We start from the raw sequence: 21108 nt of genomic DNA, 5'->3' as shown, positions 1-21108 counted from the left end.
CGAGCGGCCCCGGCCCCAGGAGAGAAGACGACACGTGACGCAGCACAAGCACGACTCGGCGGACGGGATCGCTTCGCTGGAGCCGGAGCTGGGTCCGACGGGTCGTCCGCACCGCGAGTTCCCCGATCCGAAGCCGCTCACGTCGCACGGGCCCGCGCGCATCATCGCCCTGTGCAACCAGAAGGGCGGCGTGGGCAAGACCACGACGACGATCAACCTCGGCGCGACCCTCGCCGAGTACGGCCGCCGCGTGCTCGCGATCGACTTCGACCCGCAGGGCGCGCTGTCGGCCGGTCTCGGGGTGCAGACGCACGACGTGCCGACGATCTACGACCTGCTCCTCTCGCGCCAGCTCGAGCCGAAGGACGCGATCCAGCAGACGACCGTCGAGGGCCTCGACGTCATCCCGGCGAACATCGACCTCTCGGCTGCCGAGGTGCACCTCGTCACCGAGGTCGCCCGTGAGCAGATCCTCGCGGGCGTCCTGCGCCGCGTCGCACCCGACTACGACGTCATCCTCATCGACTGCCAGCCGTCGCTCGGGCTCCTGACCGTGAACGCGCTCACGGCGAGCCACGGCGTCGTCATCCCGCTCGAGTGCGAGTTCTTCGCGCTCCGCGGCGTCGCCCTGCTCATCGAGACGATCGACAAGGTGCGCGACCGCCTCAACCCGGCCATCGCGCTCGACGGCATCCTCGCGACGATGTACGACGCTCGCACGCTGCACTCGCGCGAGGTGCTCGAGCGGGTCGTCGACGCGTTCGGCGACAAGGTGCTCGAGACGGTGATCACACGCACGGTGAAGTTCCCCGACGCGACGGTCGCGGCGACGCCGATCACCGAGTTCGCTCCCGAGCACCAGGCCTCGAAGGCGTACCGGCAGCTCGCGAGGGAGCTGGTCTTCCGTGGCGCGGTCGCCTGAGCGGGCGCCCGCCGACGAGGCTGCATCAACCGACGGCGCCGCGGTGACGGATGCCTCGGCCGGGGGCGACGACGCCGGGTTCCGGGTCGCACTGACCAACTTCGAGGGGCCCTTCGACCTGCTGCTCTCGCTCATCGCGAAGCACGAGCTCGACATCACCGAGGTCTCGCTCTCGAAGGTGACCGACGAGTTCATCTCCTACCTGAAGGGCCTCGACTCCGAGGAGGAGCTCGACCGTGCGAGCGAGTTCCTCGTGGTGGCGGCGACGCTGCTCGACCTCAAGGTGGCGGGCCTGCTGCCGCAGGGCGAACTCGTCGACGCCGAGGACGTCGCGCTGCTCGAGGCGCGCGACCTGCTGTTCGCCCGCCTCCTGCAATACCGCGCCTTCAAGGAGGCGGCTCGCTGGTTCAGCGGTGAGCTCGACGCCGAAGCCCTGCGCCACGCTCGCACCGTGCGGCTCGAGGAGAAGTTCCGGCAGCGGGCGCCCGAGCTCGTGTGGACGCTCTCGGCCGATGACTTCGCCGCGCTCGCGACGCTCGCCCTCACCCCGCGCGAGATCCCGGTCGTCGGGCTCGACCACCTGCACGCGCCGCTCGTGTCGATCCGCGAGCAGGCCGCTCAGGTCGTCGCCGTGCTGCGCCGCGGCGAACCGGTGACCTTCCGGCAGTTGATCGCCGGGGTCGCCCAGCGGGGCGTCGTCGTCGCGCGCTTCCTCGCCGTGCTCGAGCTGTACCGGCACGCGGCGATCGGCTTCGACCAGATCGAGCCGCTCGGCGAGCTGACCTTGCACTGGGCCGCCGAGCACTGGTCCGACGAGAACCTCGAGAGCCTGGGGGCCGACTATGACGAATGAGACCACGCACGCGGAGGAGGGCGTCGAGTCGGCGCCGCCCGCCGTGTCCGGCGACGGCCCGGAATCGCCGACGCCGTCGGCTCCTCACCCTGCCGACGACGGCCCCGAACTGTCGGTGGCGACCCCGCTCGATGTGCCCGGCCAGCCACGCCTCGACCTCGACCGCGCGATCGAGGCGATCCTGTTCATCGCCGACGAGCCGCAGAGCGTCGTCCACCTCGCGGCTGCGGTCGCCCGTCCGGTCGCCGAGGTGCGCGCCTCGATCGCACGACTGCGCGACGACTACGACGGCGGCGCCGCGTCGGGCGAGCCGCGCACGGACCTCGCCGCCGAGGAGGCGACGGCACGAGGCATCCGTCGCGCCTTCGAGCTCCGCGAGGTCGGCGGCGGCTGGCGGTTCTACGTGCGCGGCGAGTACGACGCCCTCGTCACCGACTTCGTGGTGACCCAGTCGTCGACGCGGCTCTCGCAGGCCGCGCTCGAGACGCTGTCGGTGATCGCCTACAAGCAGCCGATCTCACGCTCGCAGGTCGCGTCGATCCGGGCCGTCAACGTCGACTCGGTCGTGCGCACGCTGCTCGGCCGTGGGCTCGTCACCGAGGTCGACACCGACCCCGAGACCGGGGCCATCCTCTACGGCACGACCGAGTTGCTGCTCACCAACCTCGGCATCAACTCACTCGACGAGCTGCCGCCGATCTCGCCGCTGCTCGACGACGGACAGGGAGGATTCGACCTCGATGGCTGAATCGGATGTCGCAGGCGTGCGCCTGCAGAAGGTGCTCGCCGCCGCCGGCGTTGCGAGCCGGCGCGTCGTCGAGGAGTACATCCTCGCGGGACGCATCGAGGTGAACGGCCGCATCGTCACCGAGCTCGGCACGCGAATCGACCCCGAGAGCGACCTCGTCTCGGTCGACGGCGTCGCCGTGCAGCTCGACACCGCGAAGCGCTACTACATGCTCAACAAGCCGACGGGCGTCGTCTCGTCGATGCGCGACGAGCAGGGGCGCCCCGACCTCCGCCGGTTCACCGACGACCTCGAGGAGCGCGTCTACAACGTCGGCCGGCTCGACGCCGAGACGAGCGGCCTGCTCGTGCTCACGAACGACGGCGAGCTCGCGCACGTGCTCGCGCACCCGTCGTTCGGGGTCGAGAAGACCTACGTCGCGAAGGTGCGCGGCCGGCTCACCCCGCAGACGCTGCAGCGACTCAAGCAGGGCATCGAGCTGGACGACGGCCCGATCAAGGCCGATCGCGCGAAGATCCTGCAGACGCAGGGCGACGACAAGCACACGATCGTCGAGATCACCCTGCACTCGGGCAAGAACCGCATCGTGCGTCGCATGCTGAAGGCGGTCGGCCACCCGGTCGTCGACCTCGTGCGTCGCCAGTTCGGCCCCCTGCACCTCGGTACACTGAAGGCCGGTCAGCTGCGGGAGCTGACGAAGGACGAACGCGGCCGGCTGCTCACCATCGCCAGGGCCGCAGGTGGCGGCGCACCCGCCCGAGAGGGGCACTGACGTGGTCGAATCGCGGCTCACCGGCCCGGTGCGCGTCGTCGGTGCCGGCCTGCTCGGCACGAGCGTCGCACTGGGGCTGCGGGGCCGAGGCCTCGACGTGATCCTCGCCGACGCCTCGCCGACGCACGTGGCGATCGCGACCGATCTCGGCGCCGGGCGTCCCGCCCGGCCCGACGACGCGCCCCAGCTCATCGTGGTCGCGGTGCCGCCCGACGTGACGGCGCGCGTCGTCGCCGACGAGCTCGCGGCGTTCCCCGACGCGATCGTGACCGACGTCGCGAGCGTGAAGGCCGGGATCCTCGACGAACTCGTCCACCGCGGCGCCGACGTCTCGCGGTACATCGGCTCGCATCCGCTCGCCGGGCGCGAACGCGGCGGCCCGCTCGCCGCCCGAGCCGACCTCTTCGCGGGCCGGCCCTGGGTCGTCGCCGCGCACGACGCGATCAGCTACCAGCGCGCCGGGGCGATCGACGACCTGATCCTCGACCTCGGGGCGACCCTCGTCGAAATGACACCGGACGAGCACGACCGCGGGGTCGCCCTCATCTCGCACGTGCCGCAGGTCGTGGCGAGCGTCATGGCCCGCCGGTTCATCGACGCGCCCAATGCGGCGCTCGGGCTCGCAGGGCAGGGCGTGCGCGACGTCACCCGCATCGCCGCGAGCGACCCCGACCTCTGGGTGCAGATCCTCGGCGCGAACTCGGCGCCCGTCCGCGACATCCTCGTCGCCTTCCGCGACGACCTCGACCGCTTCATCGACGCGCTCGGCGATCCGGCGGCACCCGGCGCCCGTCGCCGCGTCGCCGAGGAGTTGACCGGTGGCAACACCGGCGTCTCGCGCCTGCCGGGCAAGCACGGCACCGACAAGCGCTTCACGACCGTCGTCGTCATGGTCGACGACCGGCCGGGCCAGTTGGCGCGGCTGCTCGCCGAGATCGGCGAGATCGGCGTCAACCTCGAAGACCTGCGGCTCGAGCACTCGCCTGGACGACAGGTCGGCCTCGCAGAAGTGCAGGTCGTGCCCGAGGCAGCCGACCGACTGACCCATGAGCTGGCCGAGCGCGGCTGGCGCATCGCCGGCTGAGCCGGCCCGAACCACCACCAAATGGAGGCATCCGTGGAGATCCCCGTCGTCGTCGCCGTCGATGGCCCCGCCGGCAGCGGCAAGTCGAGCGTGTCGAAAGCCGTCGCCAAGCGACTCGGGTACGGATTCCTCGACACCGGCGCGGCGTATCGCGCGTTCGCCTGGCACGTCGAGGCGTCGGGCGTGGACACCGACGACGCGGACTCCGTCGTCGCGTGCCTCGCGAGCTTCGACTACCGCATCGGCACCGACCCGGCCGGATACCGCGTGCACGTCGGAGCGACCGACGTGACCGAGGCGATCCGCGACCCGCAGATCTCGGCTGTCGTGAGCCGTGTTGCCCGCGTGCCGGAGGTGCGCACGCACCTCATCGAGCTGTTCCGGTCGATCATGACCGCCGAGGTGCGCCCCGGCATCGTCGTCGAGGGTCGCGACATCACGACCGTCGTCGCCCCCGACGCGCCGGTGCGCGTGCTGCTCACGGCCTCCGAGGAGGTGCGGATGGCCAGGCGCGCCGCCGAGCTCATCGGCAGCTCGGTCGATGCCGTCGGCGAGGCCATGCGCAAGCGCGACGCCGCCGACTCGAAGGTGGTCGAGTTCATGACCGCCGCCGAGGGCGTCACGACCGTCGACTCGACCGAACTCGACTTCGACCAGACCGTCGACGCGATGATCGCGGTCGTCGAGGCCCGCGCCTGACGAGGCCCGATCCGGTCGTTCCCGCGACCGCCCCGTCACGCGGGAGACCGCGGCGGCATCCCGAGTTCCCAGCCGGCATACGGCAGACTGGTAGCCGCGCGCATTCGCGCCCACGATCTTTCCAGGAGACAGCATGACCGACCAGCGCGACGAGAACCTGCGCGACGAGTACGGCGACGTCGCGGACGACGGCCTGGCCGAGCGGCTCGCCGACGTCGACGACGAGCTCGCCGAGCAGCGGGCGGCAGCCCTGCGCTCGGGCCTCAGCGACTACGAGCTCGACGACGACGACCTCGAGGTGCTCGAGCTCTCGGAGGAGGGCGAGGAGGGCATCCGATACCTGCCCGCCCTTCCGGTCATCGCGATCGTCGGTCGCCCGAACGTCGGCAAGTCGGCGCTCGTGAACCGCATCCTCGGTCGCCGCGAGGCCGTCGTCGAGGACACCCCCGGCGTCACCCGTGACCGCGTCTCGTACAAGGGCGAATACCTCGATCGTCGTTTCACGCTCGTCGACACCGGCGGCTGGGAGCCCGACGCGAGGGGCATCGACGCCTCGGTCGCAGCCCAGGCCGAGGTCGCGATCGACCTCTGCGACGTCGTGCTCTTCGTCGTCGACGCGACCGTCGGCGCCACTGCGACCGACGAGCACGTGGTGCGCCTGCTGCGCAAGACGATGAAGCCCGTCTTCCTCGTCGCGAACAAGGTCGACGACGCCCGCCAGGAGCCCGAGGCCGCTGCGTTGTGGAACCTCGGACTCGGTGAGCCGTATCCGGTCTCCGCGTTGCACGGCCGCGGCGTGGCCGACATGCTCGAGCAGGTCTTCAAGGTGCTGCCGCAGGTCTCTGCGGTCGCGAAGGAGGAGTTCGGCGGCCCCCGCCGGGTCGCCATCGTCGGCCGGCCGAATGTCGGCAAGAGCTCGCTGCTCAACAAGGCCGCAGGCGAGGAGCGGGTGGTCGTCAACGACCTGGCCGGCACCACGCGCGATCCCGTCGACGAGCAGATCGAGCTCGGCGGCAAGATCTGGCGGTTCGTGGACACGGCGGGCATCCGCCGCAGGGTGCACCTGCAGCAGGGCGCCGACTTCTACGCGTCGCTGCGCACGCAGGCCGCCCTCGAGAAGGCCGAGGTCGCGGTCGTGCTGCTCGATGTGACGCAGCCGATCTCCGAGCAGGACGTGCGCATCATCGACCTCGTGCTCGAGTCGGGTCGTGCGCTCGTGCTCGCCTACAACAAGTGGGACCAGCTCGACGACGACCGTCGCCGTTACCTCGAGCGGGAGATCGAGCAGGACCTGCACCACGTGACGTGGGCGCCCCGGGTGAACATCTCGGCGCGCACCGGCCGTCATCTCGAGAAGCTCGTCCCCGCGCTCGAGACCGCGCTCGAGGGTTGGGACACCCGTGTCCCGACCGGCAAGTTCAACGCCTTCCTCACCGAGCTCACCCAGGAGCACCCGCATCCGGTGCGCGGCGGCAAGCAGCCGCGCATCCTGTTCGGCACCCAGGCGGGCAGCCGCCCGCCGACATTCGTGCTGTTCACGACGGGGTTCCTCGACCCGGGCTACCGCCGCTTCATCCAGCGGCGCCTGCGCGAGGTCTACGGCTTCGAGGGCACGCCGATCGTCGTGAACATGCGCGTGCGCGAACGCCGCCAGCGCTAGCGTCGGCGGCACGGGGAGCGGCCCATGGAGGTCACCGTCCGGGTGAAGCCCGGCAGCCGCAAGGGTCCGCTCGTCGAGGCGACCGACGACGACCCGGCGGCGTCGCTGACCGTCTTCGTGCGCGAGCGCGCCGTCGACGGTGCGGCGAACGCCGGCGTCGTCGCGGCGATCGCGTCGCACTTCGGCGTGCCGAAGCGCGACGTCGAGATCGTGCGCGGCGCGACCGCGCGCGTCAAGCGGGTGCGGGTCGACCTCGGGGCGCCCGATGCATGAGGATGCCTCCGGCCGGGCGCGCGCGGTCGTCATCGCAGCCCTCGCGGAGTATTCGGCCCGGCTCTCGGCGCTCGCTCCGGCGGTGTCCGCTGACGAACACGACGCGGTGCACCAGGCGAGAGTGCTCGTCCGCCGGATTCGCAGCGTGCTCGCCGCGTACCGGAGGCTGTTCGACCGCGCCGAGGTCGCTCGCGTTCGCGACGAACTCGCCGGGCTCGGCGATGTGCTCGGCCGCGTGCGGGATCTCGAGGTGCGGGTCGCCCAGGCGGAGGCGCGCCTCGATGCCCGGGTGCCCGCCGCGATGCGGAGGCGACTCGTCGACGACGTCCGAGCCCGGCACCGACGTGCGCATGCGCGACTCGTCGCGGGGCTCCGCTCCGGCGGTCCGATGGCGGCGCCGATCGAAGGGTTCCTCGCCGCCCAGGCGCCGGCGCGGCGCGGCGAGCCCGAGACCCGGGCGGCGCTCGAGGTGGGGCTGGCCGGGCTGCTCGTGGCGGAGGCAGCGCGCGTGAGACGGGCATGGGCACGGGCAGGAAGCGACCTCGCATCGCTGCATCGCCTTCGCCGAGCCGCGCGACGACTGCGTTACGCCGTGGACGCCGTGACCGACGGGCCGGTGCCGGTGTTCGGCGATGAGGCGCGGGCCGTCTCGGTCGCGGCGGAGGCGGTGCAGGACCTGCTGGGTGCGCATCGGGATGCATGCCTGTTCGCCGACGATCTCGCCGCCATCGGCGGCGACGGCGACGGTGGCGATGGTGGCGGTGGCCAGGCGTCGATCGCCGCATACCGCGAGCTCGCGGCGGCTGTGCAGGCCGAGGCTGCCGCTCGGTTGCGCGGGCTGCCCGCGGCGATCGACGAGCTGCACGTGCGCGCGCGGGTGTTCGAGCGCGTCGGTGACTGACGCGTGGGCTCGATCAGAGCTCGCGGATGATCGCCGCCCGTTGGGCCTCGTACTCGCCCGGGGATACGACACCGCGATTCCGCAGGTCGTCGAGCTCTCGGAGGCGCGCTTCGACCGACCGTGGGAGCGCGGCGGCGCGGTCGTCGACTGCGCCCTGGCGTCGGGTGACGAGCACGATGGGGACGACGATCGCGGCGACGACCAGCGCGAACACGAGCAGCACCCCGAAGATGACGAGGACGTGCCAACCACCCATTCCGTAGAACATGAGGTCATCGTAGCGCCGCCCGCACGCGCGATGCCGGCAGGTTCGCCCCGCCTTCCCCGCCTCAGTCGAGCTGGAGTTGCATGATCGCGCGATCGGGCCGCGGACGCGCCACCTCGTTGAAACCGGCGTCGACGAACATTGAGACGGTGCCGTGGTAGAGGTCGGCGGCAGGGGTCTTCGCCCGCTCGGCCGGATCGACGGCGTACCCTTCGAGCACGCGGGCGCCGTTCGCGCGCGCGTAGTCGACGGCGGCGACGGCGAGCGCACGACCGACGCCCCGCATGCGGTACTCACGGGGGACGACGAAGCACGACACGGCCCAGACGCTCTCGTCGTCGAAATCGGGCTCGGGGGTCGCACCGGCGATGATGCGACTGCGCTGCAAGCGGGGGAGCCTCGGCCGCGGCTCGACGGCGCACCAGCCGACCGGGGTCTCGTCGTCGTAGGCGAGGAGGCCCGGACCGGTGCCGGACGCCTCGAGCTGATGATGCAGGAGGTCTCTCATGTCGTCGGGGGACGCGGTGCGCCAGTCGGCGGGCGGGAGCTTGAACCACTGGCACCAGCACCGGGCGGGGTCGCCCTTCGTGCCGAACACGGCCTCGACATCGGCGAACGGGACATCGCCCGCCGGCACGACGCGTAGCGGATTCGGCTCGAGCTCACCGCTCAGATCGCTCATCATGGAGCCCACGCTAGCGGTCACCACCGACATCGCCACGGCAAATCGTGAATGTAGGTAACAATGCAGTAGACTCACGATATGACGCCCGAGATCACCGTGCTCGACCGCCTCCTGGAGGTGAGCGAACTCTTCCAGAAGGACATGGCGCGCGCGTTCGCGGGCACCCCGCTCACGCCCTCGCGCGTGCGGGTGCTCTGGGATCTCGCGGCGAACGGCCCCTCGACCCAGCACGCGCTCGCGGCCCGGCTCGAGGTGAGCCCCCGCAACGTCACGGGCCTCGTCGATGCGCTCGAGGCGGGCGGCTACGTCCTGCGTTCGCCCCATCCGCATGATCGCCGGGCGATCGTCGTCTCGCTCGAGCCATCCGCAGCGACACTGATGGCGAACATGCAGCAAGAGCATGCCGACCTCACGGCCGATCTGCTCGGCGCGGTCGCGCCGGGCGACCGAGCGGCGCTCGAGCGCGGCATCACCGCCATCGCCGAGCGCCTCCGCGACCTCGTCGCGGAGGCGGCCGCCGGCCCGGCGGGTGCGTCGTGAGCACCGCGGTGGGCACCGACCGCGCGGCCTCCGGCCTGCGCGGAGCCTGGGAGGTCGTGAAGCGGGCGCTTCGAATGGAACTCGCCATCTACGCGAGCATCGGGCGATTCATCGCCCGGCGCCCCGCGATCGAGCGCGGCGGCGCGGGGTTCGGCTACCACCGGCCGGTGCTGACGGTGCTCATCATCTTCATCGTGCTGTCGGCGGTGGAGATCCCGATCTTCGATCTCGTCGTGCACCGCTGGCCGGCCGTGCGCATACCCCTCCTCGTGCTCGGCATCTGGGGGCTCACGTGGATGCTCGGGCTCCTCTGCGCCTACCTCGTCCGGCCGCACACGGTCGGCCCGGCCGGCATCCGGGTGCGTGCCGGGCTCGAGACCGACGTGCTGCTGCGATGGGACGACATCGCCTCGGTGGCGCGTCGACTGCGCGTCGACGAGCCCAAGTCCCCGAAGATCGTCGAGACGGGCGACGGTGCGGATGCCGCGCGGATGCTGCTGCTGCGCGTCAACAACGAGACCGTCATCGAGATCGAGCTCGAGCGGCCCACCCCGGTGCTGCTGCCCGGGCACGGTGCCGCCGGGGGAGCGCAGCTCGTCGACGCGGTGCGCATCTGGGTCGACGATCCGACGGCGTTCATGGACGAGGTGCGCACGTACCTCTAGCGCTCGGCGACCGGGAACCGCCCGGCCTCGATCGCCGCGCAGAAGGCCTCGTAGTCGGCGCGCGACTGCTCGGCGTACGCGAGCGACCACTCGGCGATCGCCTCGTCGAACCGTTTGCTCCGGCCCGTGTATCCGGCGATGAACCCGGCTCGCGGGCTCTGGGAGTGCGCACGGGCGAGCTTCGTCGCGCAGGCCTCGACGTAGTCGAAGAACGCCGGTCGATCGAGGTCTGCGAGGTCGAACGAGGCGTTCAGATCGCGGAACTGGCGCACGTAGTATCCCCGGCCCTCGACGGTGATGTGCCCGAGGAACAGGTCGGAGGTGGACTGCAGGATCCGCTGCAGCGTGACCACCCGTGCGCCGCCCGTGAGTTCGTCGATCCGGGCCGACGGCGGCCGGTCTTCGCGATCGCGCAGTCCGCCGAACTCGTCGAGCACCGACCGGCCCGCCTCCTTGACCTGCAGGATGACGACGTCGCCGTGCGATCCGGCGAAGACGACGATGAAGCACCGGGTGCCGACGCTGCCCACGCCGACGACTCGGCGAGCGACATCCGTCGCCGTGTACTGGGACATGAGCATCGCGACGTCGGGCGGAACGGTGCGCAGGTAGTCCTCGACGATGCCGCCCAGGCGCGCCTCGATCTCGGCGGGCACGTGGGTCAGTGTGGGCGGCTGCTCGCGGATGAACGGCGCCCCCGAGGCATCCCGATCCATGATCTTGGCCGCGACCCGCTCGGACGTGCGCTTGGACGCGTCCTTCACGACGCGCCGGATCGCGAGGCGCGAACTGGCGTGCCTGCCGCCGGCGGGGTTGCCGAGGTCGCGGAGGTAGAACCGCTCGACGGGGGAGAGGTCGGTCATGCGGTGGATGCTTCGCCGGTAGGCCGCGACCGCGTGAGCCGCCGCCTCGCGGCCGGTGTCGTCGTCGAACCCGTTCGACCGGGCGCCGATCACGACGCTCGTGGCCAGGCGCTTGAGGTCCCACTCCCACGGGGCGAGCGATGCCTCGTCGAAGTCGTTCAGGTCGAAGACGAGGCTGCGGTCGGGCGCGGCGAAGACGCCGAAGTTGCTGATGTGCGCATCGCCGCAGGCGACGACGAAGAAGCCCGAGTCGATCGAGCTCGCCAGGTCGGCCGCCTGCAGCGCGGCCGTGCCGCGGAAGAACGCGAATGGGCTCTCGGCCATGCGCGCCATGCGGAGCGGCACGAGTGCCTGCAGTCGGTCGGCATTCTGGCGCTCGATGATGCCGAGCGGGTCGCGATGCTCGGGCGGTTCGTAGCGCGCGTGCCTCGAGCGCTTCGCATGCTGCCGCGCCTCGCGCCCTGCCTCGCGGTAGGAGTCGCGCGCAGCGACCGTGCCGTGCTCGTAGCGGAGTCGCCCCACGGGGTCGGTCGTCGACATGGCTCGATCGTGCCACAGGCGTGCGTCGGGGGATAGGTCGCGAGCGGGGGTGCAGGTGTCGACGTGCGCGCGTGCACGAGCACCCCTCCGGATACCGCTATGATGGTCAAGTTGCCTCGGCGAGATGCCGGAGCATCGGGCTGTGGCGCAGCTTGGTAGCGCACTTGACTGGGGGTCAAGGGGTCGCAGGTTCAAATCCTGTCAGCCCGACCAGAAAGTCCCGGAAACTCAAGGGTTTCCGGGACTTTTGAGGTTAAGAGATTTGATCCTCCCATCGAAAACCCATCACTTTCATTGCTGCAGCACCCCTGATCCAGACGTGCCGTCCGAGGCGGCGGTGTCGTCACCGGTCGGTTCCGACTGCTCAGGGGCGCAATGCGCACCTGACCGGTATGAACACGCACGAGGATCTGCCGATCAGTTCCGCGACGATGCCCGCCGACGCATTCGGGCTCGAGCCGCTCTTGGACGTCACCGAGTTGGCGGCCTATCTGGGTGTGCCCGTCTCGACGCTCTACGACTGGCGCACCCGCGGCAAAGGGCCGGCGGCGTACCGCTTCGGCAAGCACCTGAAGTTCGCCGTCTCGGACGTGCGCGCCTGGGTGGCCGAGCAGCGGGAACCGGCGTAGTCGCCGCACCGGTGCTCCGAGGGGTGGCGAACTGACATGGGCCGGCCACGACTGACCATCGGCAGCTTCGGCGACATCACCACCCGGATCCTGCCATCCGGGCGATTCGAAGCCCGCACCCGGTATCGCGACTGGGACGGTCGCTCACGCATCGTGCAGGCCACCGCCGACACCGCGAAGGCAGCCGAGCGAGCACTGAAGAAGAAACTGGCGGGACGCTCGGAGCTCCAACCCGCATCCGGTACCGGCCACCTGACGCCGGACAGCCCCTTCGGCGACCTCGTCGCGTACTGGCTGCAGGACATCGATCTCAAGGGCCGGCTCTCGAAGACGACCCGGATCCTGTATGAGCGGAACATGCGCACCCTCGTGCTGCCGGTGTTCGAGCACCTGACCCTGCGTGAGATCGGGGTGGCGCGCTGCGACCGATTCATCAAGGAGCAGGCGAGGATCTCGTACAATCGCGCCAAGCAGTCGCGCGTCGTGCTGCGGCTTGCGCTCGAACTCGCGGTGCGGCACGAGGTGCTCCCGGTCAACCCGATGCATCACGTCTCCCGCGTGCACCGTGAGGGTCGGATGCCCGACGCGCTGACGAGCGTCGAGGTGAACGCGATCCGCGCCGTGATCGCCCGCTGGGAGTCCGGCGTCGACCACATCTCGGGGCCCCTGCCCGACGGGCAGCTTGGCGCGATCGTCGAGGTCATGCTCGGCACGTCCGCCCGAATCGGTGAGGTGCTCGCGATTCGCCGGCGCGACATCGACGTCACCGGCCCGACGCCGACGATCCGTATCGCCGGCACGATCATCAGCCGTCATGGCGAACCGACGTTCCGGCAGGACCATCCGAAGACCGCGAAGTCGCGGCGCATCGTCGCATTGCCGTCGTTCACAGCCGAGGCGGTGCGGCGTCGACTTGCGGTCACCCGCGACCCGGATTCGGAGTCGCTGATGTTCCGCTCGCGCGAGGGCACTCCGCTGACCACCGCCAACGTCCGGCGTCAGCTGCGACAGGTGCTCGAGCGGGCCGGCATCGGTGGAGTGACACCGCACCTGTTCCGGCGCACCGTCGCGACTGCGGTGAACAACAACGCGAGCGTCGAACTCGCCGCCGAGTTGCTCGGGCACACCGATACGAAGATCACGGTGCAGCATTACATCCAGCGTCGGGAGCTGGTGAACCCGGCGACGGCGGAGCTGCTGGAGAGAGCGTTCAGGCGGGATGAAGACTGATCCTGACGCTCGGCGGAGGAGCCACGGCAGCACGGATGCGGGTGTCCAGGACGGTCTCGCTGGTACGACGCCGCCTGATCAGAGCTGACGGTGGGGGCGAATCAGCCCCACCGTGTGATCAGGGCTTTTCTCCTTGAGGCACAATCGCGCCCGTGACCCGTGTGCGCGTCACCCGAGCTGTACGGCCCCGATTTGGACGGCATGGGCGAGGCGAAGTGCGTGGCCCAGATCGCTCCCATGACACGTAGGTGCGCACGTGCTCCCTCGCGTGCAGCGCTGCGCATCTGTTGCCGTCTCCTCACTATCTCCCGTCCCGGCTGAGGATCCCTCAGCGCGGTTGAGAATCCGGGATTCCTCGATAGACGCCGTCCGTATCGACGAGACCCGAGAATTCCTCCCAGTCCATGTTTGAGATGTTCAGATTGTTCTCGATTGCCCAAAGCTCAGATGCGATGCAGCGAAACTCCGGCCGCCCCTGTACGAGGTCGACCACGACCACAGGGAACTCTTCCGAGGCGAGCGTTGCCTCATCAGCCGCGAAGAGCACGGAAGCGCCAGTGTCGTTGTGGGGAACCGCGGCCCGAAGTTGACCGACCGATGCACCATGCCACTCGGCTGCGTCGACGAACTCGACGTACGCCCGAAACCCGTCATCGTTCTCCGTCGCAACGGCAGCCGTGAGACGAGCCCAGGTAGCCTCATCTCCCCTGGCCACGCGAACGAGCAATGACGAATCTGACATCGGAAGTTGTGCCACTCTGCGAGTATGCCGTCGTTGCGCGTCGCGGCAAAGACGAACAACGCCCACTTCCCGATCGTTCACCGGGCGGTCAGCGAAGCGTCGTGACAAGTTGTCTCGTTGAGCGACGAGTCGGCGAAGGGTCGGGCACCAGCACCAGCACCAGCACCAGCACCAGCACCAGCACCAGCACCACGCGCTCTCGTGCCGACGCAGCGCGTCCTCGGCGACCGCCAGAATGGGCGGATGAATGATGAATCGGGTGAGGTCATCGGCTACCAGTCCGCCATGGATATGCCGACGTTCGTCAAACTGAAGAAGCAGGCGGACGGACTCAAGCTGCTCGGCACACTCTTGCCCAAGAAGGACCGCGACAAGATCCGCGAGCTCACGGGTGAGATGGAGAAGCTCGCCGCCGACGTGGATGGGTTCTACGAGAAGCTCGGGCCGCGGCACTGGATCTTCCACGACCGGCTTCCAACGAGCATCGTGCGCGATGAAATCTTGGCCTCGGCGTCGGTCGACGACGCCGAGGATGCGCTATGCGCCATCTACGAGGACACCGACCGGATGCGGTTCATGGTGATGTCGATGATGCGTTTTCCGGAGATGCGGGCACGGAAAAAGCTGATCGAGCATGCCCGACGTGACTTCGATGAGCAGCGCTACTACGCGGTCGTGCTCCTACTGCTCACGCTCATGGACGGGTTCGTGAACGACGTCCAGAGCATGCATAAGGGTCTGCACGCTCGTGACGCCGAGGAAGTGCAGTCGTGGGATACAGCTGTTGGCCACCACATGGGTCTCACCTCGACCCAGGCGTCGTTCCGCAAGTCATATTCGAAGCGCGTGGACACCGAGGTCTATGACCTCGCCCGGAATGGCATCTTGCACGGCAACATCACGAACTACGACAACCGCATCGTTGCGTGCAAGGCGTGGAACCGTCTCTTCGCCGTCGTCGACTGGGCATCGTCCCTTGAGAAGGCGGCAGTACCAGAGGACCCCGACCCGACGTGGCCTGAGGTGTTGAAGCAACTGCAGGACCTGAATGAACAGAAGAAGGCGAACGGCGCGTGGGTGGCGTCAGCGGGCACCGCTAACACACCGGACGAGTATGCACTGCACCCCTCGATGGCGTTCGCGTCGGAGTTCCTGACCCTCTGGATGCGGTCGAATTGGGGGCACCTCTCGTCCCACTTCATGCGCGTTGGCAAGGGCGAGGCCGGGAAGGCCACGCCCAAGGAGATCAGGTCGGCGTTCGCGCCATACAAGCTCGACGGGTTTCGCATCCTCAGTTACGAGACGAAGTCTCCCGCTATCGCGGAGGTTCAAGCCGAACTCGAGATGGGCGGTCAGATATTCCCCGCCGTACTACGAATGACGTTCACTGCTGACAACGGAGATGTTCGAGTCGAGGGCATTCAAGGGGGCGCGTGGCGGATGGTCTGGCGCTCGCCCGACATGTTCAACCGCGACCTGTGGAAGGTTGCGAACTTCTAGGCGGCCTGGTTCCCGCAATTTTGACCGTTTGAAGATCCGTGAGCGGACATTCGCACTTGTTCGGTCGAGTGGCAGCACATCGACGACCGGTAGTGCCGACCAATGCACAGCTGGATCGCCCGTCCAAGTCGATAGCCTCGGGAGGGTGACCACCCATCGACGACCCGATCCAGCTGCCGCGGCCACGCCGACGACAGTCGCCGGCGACCGGGCACCCGGAATCGAGCTCGGCCCCTCGCTCTTCGAGACGCTGTCGTCCGACGTTGCAACGGATGTCACGACGTGGCGGCAATTACTCCAGCTTGCGCCGGCCGCTCTATATCCCGTTCTCGGATCAGACGCCTCACGTCTCATCATGACCGCCGTCATCAACGACATCGTGGCACTAGTCGCGCACGTCGATCGGTGTGATGGGCGATCAGCAGCTCATTGTGCGCGGGCACTATTCGAGCATCTGATCAACGCGCTAGACATCGAGTCGTCTGCGACGAACACACCGCAGCGATACGTGGACCACAGAGTCGTCACGCAAGAGCAGGTCTCACGACATCGCTGGTACCTACCCCTGCTGAAAAAAGTCGCGAGGAAGAAGGAGACGGCTCGACTCGACAAGCTCGGGCGCGGAATGGCGCGTTCCGTTGAAGAAGTGGTGGGAGCCTACGGTTCAGGTTTCCGTCGCGGATGGGCCGATGGCACCCTCAAGAACCGCGCCGACGCCCACGGTCGAGGCGAGCACTATGACGGCTACCGCATTCTCTCGGCCGTGATCCATGGAAGCAGCGGCGCAATGGCCGGAATCGTGCGAGACGTGAAAGGCGTCCCGGTGCATCGGATCGGAATGGACCTAGACCTTGCCGCCACCGCGTATATCGAGGGCCTGCGAAGCGCGAGGGAGTACTTCACCCACCTTGCAACGATCACTGATCGACCTGAGGCTGAGCAGATGCGCGAAAACACGATGCGGCTCCTCGGTCACGCGGAAGCGGTCCGCGCCGGCCTCGCGCGAATCGATCGCCAGCTTTGGCCAACAGAGCCTCTCCCACCACCGATGACAGTTCTCGCCATCCATCCCGGCGGACGTGAACGGTGGTGGATCTACTATCCGCAGACTGAGACCATGGTTCGGGCGCAGGAGCCTGACGAGCCCCTGCCACCCGAAGTCGATACAGTCCGGGAACGTGTCCGCTCGAAGGATGTGCGTGGCGTCGAGGGGCGGCCAGTGACGGTTATCGTCGACGCAGTCAATGTGAAGCCCATTCAGAGCGCCCGGCCGATTCCCGCAGGGTCCATCATGACCCCGCCGGAGCTACGAGGCGACTCGCGTCCCGTCGTGATAAGCCCGAGCCCCACACAGTGACCCATTCATGAATCGCGGGGAGCTCGACGCACGTGAAGGTATCGGCCATCGACCGGCACAGCCTCGTGCCGCAACGCTGTCCGTTTGACGATCCTCCAGAAGGCAGTGCTCAAAGATCTGTCCTCCTCTGCCCAAGCCGCATCCGACGAGCGCAGAGGCACCGTCTTGGCGCATGTGAGCGGCTACACCCAATGTGACGCGCTAACCTCAGCGCATGACAGACGACGACATGCTCGCCGCGATGAAGCAGGCGACCGCCAACTCGGTGGTGCTCGTGACCGCAATGCAAGGCGGCGACGCCGCCGTACTCGACGGCGAGCTAGTCGAGGTCGTCCAATGGATCGGCGTGGTGCCCGGCACCCCCGAGGCGCAGCGCCTCGCCTTGCAGCTCAATCAGTCGACGCACCTGACGACGCTCTGCCTTGAGCTGCTGGCGAAGGCGTCGGGCATGACGACCGAGCAGGCGACCCAGCGCCTCGCGGCCCTCATCGCGGGCTACAACGGGTAGAACGTCGCCCCGCCCGGAGTCGTCTTCCGCGATGAACGGAAGCGCGTACAAATGGCGAGTAGCGAGCAGGCGGGACATGAGTCGACGCCGCGGGATGACTGACGGGCCGGGGCCCGTTTCTGAAGACTTCCGACCCACACTACCGCCGTCAGGGCGAGCCTCCGGTTTCGACCGCCACAGCGCGAGAGAGTAAGACAGTGACGATCCCCAAAATCGACGGCTTCACTTCACGTCGCCGGTCTCTGGCAGACGAGTGGCTCGAGCCAACGCAATTCGAACACCCAGCGCTCGCGCCCGCTGTTGCGATGGCGACGATCGAGCCGTATCCGACTGACTGGCTGATTATTGAGCAGTACGTTCGTCGAGATCACGATTCGGATGGTGTCTCGACTGCGACTATCAGTTCCGGGGCGCGGGACGAGGCGTTCTCGGACCATTCCTGGTCCACGAGTTCGCTGGGCAACTTTGGGATCGTCGATGACACTGAAGTGGAACTAGGTCTCTCGGAATCTGTGGGTGAGGGTTTTGCCGAGTTCTTCTGTCAGGTGCAGCTGAACCATGGGCTGCGCCCGCCAACCGTGGAGATGTCACAGCCGTTCTTATGGTTCTGGGATGCCATTCGTGACGGGAACGACTGGTTCTATGTCGATAGCGCGGGCGTGGAGTATCCGCTGGTGCGGAGCACGATCGAGGGGGATAACTACACAGTGGAAGTCCGAGCTCTCGAGTTCCGCCGGTACTTGGCTCAACGAGGAATGCTCGGCCTCATTCAGCACGATCACGTCTTGTGGGCCGCTGCGCCTAAGTTCGAGCTCCGCCAACATGACTACGAGAGCGACTGGTGCACGTTCACATGGCATGCCGCGCACGGACAGCCGATTCCGCAACATCCCGCGCTGTCACGTCTGCTCGGCAAGAACATCATCACGGGCATTCCTGGTCGTCCCGTTCCCGCGTGGCTCGATTACGGCGACCATGACTATGAAGACTTCATTATCGGCGTAAATGACGAGACCGGCGCGCTGATCTCATTCACGTGTGACCCTGACAAGGTCTCGAACTATTTCGGAAAGAATCCGGACGCTCCGAACTACCTAACGCCGGTGCATTTCGATCCCAAGGTGCTCGATCGATACCTCGACGATCCCGACCGCTACAGCGTGTCGAGCACTCGGCTCTCAGCCCTAGACATGTGGTCGATCTCCATCGGGCGAACATCCACTGGTGACGTAGACGTCTACCTTGGCGACTTGGGACGGGATATGCCTTGGCAAGAGCAGGCTCATTGGAGAGCGCACAATATCCCGCCGCGTGGGCGGATGAATGACGACCGTTTCCGACGAGACTTTCTCGGACAGTTTGCGGGAGAGCAGGACCCACTCGACGCGCTACGCGAGGCGTACCGTGCGGTGAACGAGGCAGCCAAGTCTAGATTCGGTTGGCCGATCTTTCGTCCTCTAGGCTCGAATGATGCCGTCGCATTCGCCAAACTGCATCCACCGGTCCTGACAACGGAGCGCGCGCTCGTTCAGCCAGTCTTGGTATTGGCTAAGGCACTTGTAGATGCAATTGATTCGAAGACGATCAAGTCGTTGCTTGAGAGTTCGGAGCAGCAGTCGCTGCGGCTGCTGGAGTTGCTGCTCATTGATGTTGGTGGAGATGCTTCAGCCGTACAGCCCATTAGGCACCTCTATAGGCTTCGATCCTCGGGTGGTGTTGCGCATCTCGCTGGTGAGAGCAGAGCGAAGATCCACGCCGCTGTCGGCATCGCCGGTCTCTCGCCAGCCGACGCGCTCAACAAGCTAGCGAACGACCTAGCTGGATCGTTGACTCAGATCGCGGAACAGCTGAGGAAATCTGACTCGTAAGACTGAGGATCTCGCATCGCTCGACAGCTGGCTTGCTAGCGGGCGTGGATTCAATGCCGGAAAAGGGATCCCTCAGCGGGTTGCGGAACGCTCGCCTGCCGCGCCGTGGACAGGCATGGCTGTATGGCGACAGAGCGAGAAAGCGCGATCGTTGTTGAGCTATCGGAGCTTGACGCAGTCCTCGACGACCCGACAAACCCCTCGACCCCTCCCGGGCGGTGGGGGATGTCTGCGCACCTCACCTTGCTTTACCCGTTCGTGCTGCCCGTAGCTGTGGATCACACCACAGTGTCCAGGCTCGAGGCCGTTGCGAAGCGAGTGAGCCCCTTCGATTCTTCGCCCCATGCGCAAAGATGTCGGCATGAGCGAGATGCAGGTCGAGATGGACCCTGAAGACACCGTCATGCGGCTGTGGGAGGCCTGCGACAGGTGGAGGTCCCACGCTGAGCGTTTCGAGCAGCTCGCGGAGGTGGGATTCCCCGAAGGCTCGCGAGGGCGCGCCGACACTGCTGCCGCCGCGGTCGTCGAGCCCCCGCCGGTCGTCTCGCGGTATCTCCAGGAGCGGGCATGGAACACAGTGAGGATGCTGCGCGCGCTGCATCGCTGGGTCTTCGAGACCGAGCCTGGGCGTCTTCATCTGGACCCCACGGTGATGTACCCGCTAATGCGCGCGGCGCTCGAGGACACAGCGACCATCGTATGGCTGCAGTCGCCCGAGGACTCCGAGGCCCGGCTCTCCCGGGCGCTTCAGGCTCTCCATCAGGATCAGGTCTACTTCGCGAAGAACCATCTTCTTCTGGCATCGACGGCCGCCGGTCTCGGCGGCACTGCCTCCGAGATGTCCGAGCAGCTCGCGGCGCATATCGAAGAGGAGAAGCGCGCCGCCGGAGAGTACTTCGCGCAGCTGGCAGAGCGGCTGGGCCTGGATCCGCGAGCGGTGACGGGGACTCTGACGACCAGCGCTCCGATCACCACCGAGTACGGCGCCGCCAGCGTCGAACGGGTGACGTGGGGGATGATGAGCGACCTCTCCCACTTCTCGTTCATGATGCTGCGCCACCTCGCTGAATCGCCGATCCCCGGGAGCACGGTGCCGCTGCTGCACGCGACGATGCTTCAGTTCGGGCAGACGCTGAACCGCGTCTGCGACCACGCGATCGCTGCGCTTGAGCGCTCAGCCGCAGTGTCTCAGTGAAGCGCTATGTGGATCGGCCTGCGGGTAGCGGGGTGAGCGCTGCCCGAGGCGGCCGTTCTTCGCAGCGTTTCGGATCACGCGCCAACCTGTAGCCTCCATGGGTGCTGTTTGCGCCGCGGCATCGGGCGCGTTCCAGGATCGTGACGAGCACGCACGCCCTCGCCATAGGTGCGAACGTAGGCGAGCGTCCAGGCCGAGCAGTCCGGAGTCTCCGTCCAGAGGCGGCGGCTGTGACCGAGCAGCGCTGGGAACGACATTAGGTGGATCTCGTCGACGAGGTCGTTCACGAGCAGGTAGGGCGCGTTGAATGCTTTCCGCGACCGAGATGTCGCCGTCGACTCCCTGCTTGAGATGCGAGACAGTGACGACGAGATCGCCCGCGAGCACGGTCATTGACGGCGCTGCGTTCCTCAATCGTGCCGTCGGTCTGAACCGATAGAACTGGCCACTTTCTGTCGAGCTCGGTACGAGCGCGCTTGAACTGAGCTGACCAGCGCGTTCAAACTAGAGCTTGCTCTGGACTCGCGGGCAGGCTTCGCAATGGAGGTCTAGGGCGTGTCTCCTAATGCGCCTGCGGCATGATGTGGATGTGGAGCGCCTCGTAGACCT

22 protein-coding genes and 1 tRNA gene are annotated in these 21108 nt (G+C 67.7%); 19 read left to right on the top strand and 4 right to left on the bottom strand.

From position 1 onward, the window contains the following. The first annotated feature begins 34 nt into the window (after positions 1 to 34). The 9 genes from PX701_RS18310 (at position 35) to PX701_RS18270 (ending at position 7912) form a co-directional block, all read left to right on the top strand. Entirely contained in the window at positions 35 to 922 is an 888-nt protein-coding gene (locus tag PX701_RS18310) for a ParA family protein (protein WP_231431262.1), read from the top strand. After that, positions 906 to 1775: a segregation and condensation protein A gene (locus PX701_RS18305; RefSeq protein WP_374201126.1), complete on the top strand. Its 870-nt coding sequence runs from the start codon at positions 906 to 908 to the stop codon at positions 1773 to 1775. The genes PX701_RS18310 and PX701_RS18305 overlap by 17 nt, the downstream gene beginning before the upstream one ends. After that, on the top strand, positions 1765 to 2523 hold the full coding sequence (gene scpB / locus PX701_RS18300) for an SMC-Scp complex subunit ScpB (protein ID WP_275507110.1): 759 nt from the start codon (positions 1765 to 1767) through the stop codon (positions 2521 to 2523). Before PX701_RS18305 ends, scpB begins: the two co-directional genes overlap by 11 nt. Then, entirely contained in the window at positions 2516 to 3295 is a 780-nt protein-coding gene (locus tag PX701_RS18295) for a pseudouridine synthase (RefSeq protein ID WP_231431260.1), read from the top strand. The genes scpB and PX701_RS18295 overlap by 8 nt, the downstream gene beginning before the upstream one ends. A 1-nt stretch (position 3296) precedes the next feature. Next, positions 3297 to 4379 (top strand): prephenate dehydrogenase, encoded by a 1083-nt coding sequence (locus PX701_RS18290; protein ID WP_275507109.1) that lies wholly within the window; start codon positions 3297 to 3299, stop codon positions 4377 to 4379. Positions 4380 to 4400: 21 nt separating this feature from the next. Next, entirely contained in the window at positions 4401 to 5078 is a 678-nt protein-coding gene (gene cmk / locus PX701_RS18285; protein WP_231431258.1) for a (d)CMP kinase, read from the top strand. Positions 5079 to 5211: 133 nt separating this feature from the next. Further along, complete coding sequence (gene der, locus PX701_RS18280; RefSeq protein WP_275507108.1) at positions 5212 to 6738, top strand: ribosome biogenesis GTPase Der; 1527 nt, start codon at positions 5212 to 5214, stop codon at positions 6736 to 6738. Positions 6739 to 6762: 24 nt separating this feature from the next. After that, positions 6763 to 7011, top strand: a complete 249-nt coding sequence (locus PX701_RS18275) for a DUF167 domain-containing protein (RefSeq protein WP_231431256.1) — start codon at positions 6763 to 6765, stop codon at positions 7009 to 7011. Then, positions 7004 to 7912 carry a CHAD domain-containing protein gene (locus tag PX701_RS18270; RefSeq protein ID WP_275507107.1) on the top strand — a complete coding sequence of 303 codons (909 nt, stop codon included), beginning with the start codon at positions 7004 to 7006 and terminating at the stop codon, positions 7910 to 7912. Before PX701_RS18275 ends, PX701_RS18270 begins: the two co-directional genes overlap by 8 nt. Before the next feature lie 13 nt (positions 7913 to 7925). On the opposite strand, the gene PX701_RS18265 is transcribed toward PX701_RS18270, so the two are convergent. After that, positions 7926 to 8180 (bottom strand): hypothetical protein, encoded by a 255-nt coding sequence (locus PX701_RS18265; RefSeq protein ID WP_231431254.1) that lies wholly within the window; start codon positions 8178 to 8180, stop codon positions 7926 to 7928. Between the two features lie 61 nt (positions 8181 to 8241). Next, positions 8242 to 8862 (bottom strand): GNAT family N-acetyltransferase, encoded by a 621-nt coding sequence (locus tag PX701_RS18260; protein WP_275507106.1) that lies wholly within the window; start codon positions 8860 to 8862, stop codon positions 8242 to 8244. 78 nt (positions 8863 to 8940) lie between these two features. Here PX701_RS18260 and PX701_RS18255 point away from each other — a divergent pair, with 78 nt between their 5' ends. Then, the gene (locus PX701_RS18255) at positions 8941 to 9402 is read left to right on the top strand and encodes a MarR family winged helix-turn-helix transcriptional regulator (RefSeq protein WP_275507105.1); all 462 of its coding nucleotides are present in this window, start codon (positions 8941 to 8943) and stop codon (positions 9400 to 9402) included. Beyond that, a complete protein-coding gene (locus PX701_RS18250) occupies positions 9399 to 10067 on the top strand; it encodes a hypothetical protein (RefSeq protein ID WP_275507104.1) in 669 nt (222 codons plus the stop codon). Before PX701_RS18255 ends, PX701_RS18250 begins: the two co-directional genes overlap by 4 nt. On the opposite strand, the gene PX701_RS18245 is transcribed toward PX701_RS18250, so the two are convergent. After that, on the bottom strand, positions 10064 to 11470 hold the full coding sequence (locus PX701_RS18245) for a DUF2252 domain-containing protein (protein WP_275507103.1): 1407 nt from the start codon (positions 11468 to 11470) through the stop codon (positions 10064 to 10066). The two genes, PX701_RS18250 and PX701_RS18245, sit on opposite strands and share 4 nt — an antisense overlap. Positions 11471 to 11606: 136 nt before the next feature. Between PX701_RS18245 and PX701_RS18240 the strand changes: the two genes are divergently transcribed. From PX701_RS18240 to PX701_RS18230, 3 genes are all read left to right on the top strand, one after another. Beyond that, positions 11607 to 11683: transfer RNA gene (locus PX701_RS18240), tRNA-Pro, on the top strand. A 179-nt stretch (positions 11684 to 11862) separates the two neighbouring features. Further along, entirely contained in the window at positions 11863 to 12099 is a 237-nt protein-coding gene (locus PX701_RS18235; RefSeq protein ID WP_275507102.1) for a helix-turn-helix transcriptional regulator, read from the top strand. Positions 12100 to 12252: 153 nt separating this feature from the next. After that, the gene (locus PX701_RS18230; protein WP_275507101.1) at positions 12253 to 13329 is read left to right on the top strand and encodes a tyrosine-type recombinase/integrase; all 1077 of its coding nucleotides are present in this window, start codon (positions 12253 to 12255) and stop codon (positions 13327 to 13329) included. Positions 13330 to 13657: 328 nt separating this feature from the next. Here PX701_RS18230 and PX701_RS18225 read toward each other — a convergent pair whose 3' ends face one another. Continuing rightward, the gene (locus tag PX701_RS18225; RefSeq protein ID WP_275507100.1) at positions 13658 to 14086 is read right to left on the bottom strand and encodes a DUF6924 domain-containing protein; all 429 of its coding nucleotides are present in this window, start codon (positions 14084 to 14086) and stop codon (positions 13658 to 13660) included. 228 nt (positions 14087 to 14314) lie between these two features. On the opposite strand from PX701_RS18225, the gene PX701_RS18220 reads away from it, so the two are divergent. From PX701_RS18220 to PX701_RS18200, 5 genes are all read left to right on the top strand, one after another. Then, entirely contained in the window at positions 14315 to 15571 is a 1257-nt protein-coding gene (locus PX701_RS18220) for a hypothetical protein (RefSeq protein ID WP_275507099.1), read from the top strand. 145 nt (positions 15572 to 15716) lie between these two features. Continuing rightward, positions 15717 to 16928, top strand: coding sequence for a DUF5677 domain-containing protein (locus PX701_RS18215; RefSeq protein WP_275507098.1), 1212 nt, complete (start codon positions 15717 to 15719; stop codon positions 16926 to 16928). A 214-nt stretch (positions 16929 to 17142) separates the two neighbouring features. Beyond that, positions 17143 to 17436 carry a hypothetical protein gene (locus tag PX701_RS18210; RefSeq protein WP_275507097.1) on the top strand — a complete coding sequence of 98 codons (294 nt, stop codon included), beginning with the start codon at positions 17143 to 17145 and terminating at the stop codon, positions 17434 to 17436. A 197-nt stretch (positions 17437 to 17633) separates the two neighbouring features. Beyond that, entirely contained in the window at positions 17634 to 19304 is a 1671-nt protein-coding gene (locus PX701_RS18205; RefSeq protein WP_275507096.1) for a hypothetical protein, read from the top strand. A 361-nt stretch (positions 19305 to 19665) separates the two neighbouring features. Further along, positions 19666 to 20499 carry a hypothetical protein gene (locus PX701_RS18200; protein WP_275507095.1) on the top strand — a complete coding sequence of 278 codons (834 nt, stop codon included), beginning with the start codon at positions 19666 to 19668 and terminating at the stop codon, positions 20497 to 20499. Positions 20500 to 21108: the final 609 nt, after the last annotated feature.

This window comes from Agromyces chromiiresistens (assembly GCF_029167465.1).
Classification (GTDB): domain Bacteria; phylum Actinomycetota; class Actinomycetes; order Actinomycetales; family Microbacteriaceae; genus Agromyces; species Agromyces chromiiresistens.
This window is presented reverse-complemented; position numbering and strand designations above follow the sequence as displayed.

Coding starts and splice junctions, on each gene's coding strand:
- cmk (WP_231431258.1), top strand. CDS start 4,401: ATGGAGGCATCCGTGGAGATCCCCGTCGTCGTCGCCGTCGATGGCCCC.
- PX701_RS18265 (WP_231431254.1), bottom strand. CDS start 8,180: ATGTTCTACGGAATGGGTGGTTGGCACGTCCTCGTCATCTTCGGGGTG.
- PX701_RS18245 (WP_275507103.1), bottom strand. CDS start 11,470: ATGTCGACGACCGACCCCGTGGGGCGACTCCGCTACGAGCACGGCACG.
- PX701_RS18235 (WP_275507102.1), top strand. CDS start 11,863: ATGAACACGCACGAGGATCTGCCGATCAGTTCCGCGACGATGCCCGCC.
- PX701_RS18275 (WP_231431256.1), top strand. CDS start 6,763: ATGGAGGTCACCGTCCGGGTGAAGCCCGGCAGCCGCAAGGGTCCGCTC.
- PX701_RS18220 (WP_275507099.1), top strand. CDS start 14,315: ATGAATGATGAATCGGGTGAGGTCATCGGCTACCAGTCCGCCATGGAT.
- PX701_RS18255 (WP_275507105.1), top strand. CDS start 8,941: ATGACGCCCGAGATCACCGTGCTCGACCGCCTCCTGGAGGTGAGCGAA.
- PX701_RS18210 (WP_275507097.1), top strand. CDS start 17,143: ATGACAGACGACGACATGCTCGCCGCGATGAAGCAGGCGACCGCCAAC.
- PX701_RS18260 (WP_275507106.1), bottom strand. CDS start 8,862: ATGATGAGCGATCTGAGCGGTGAGCTCGAGCCGAATCCGCTACGCGTC.
- PX701_RS18295 (WP_231431260.1), top strand. CDS start 2,516: ATGGCTGAATCGGATGTCGCAGGCGTGCGCCTGCAGAAGGTGCTCGCC.
- der (WP_275507108.1), top strand. CDS start 5,212: ATGACCGACCAGCGCGACGAGAACCTGCGCGACGAGTACGGCGACGTC.
- PX701_RS18270 (WP_275507107.1), top strand. CDS start 7,004: ATGCATGAGGATGCCTCCGGCCGGGCGCGCGCGGTCGTCATCGCAGCC.
- scpB (WP_275507110.1), top strand. CDS start 1,765: ATGACGAATGAGACCACGCACGCGGAGGAGGGCGTCGAGTCGGCGCCG.
- PX701_RS18200 (WP_275507095.1), top strand. CDS start 19,666: ATGAGCGAGATGCAGGTCGAGATGGACCCTGAAGACACCGTCATGCGG.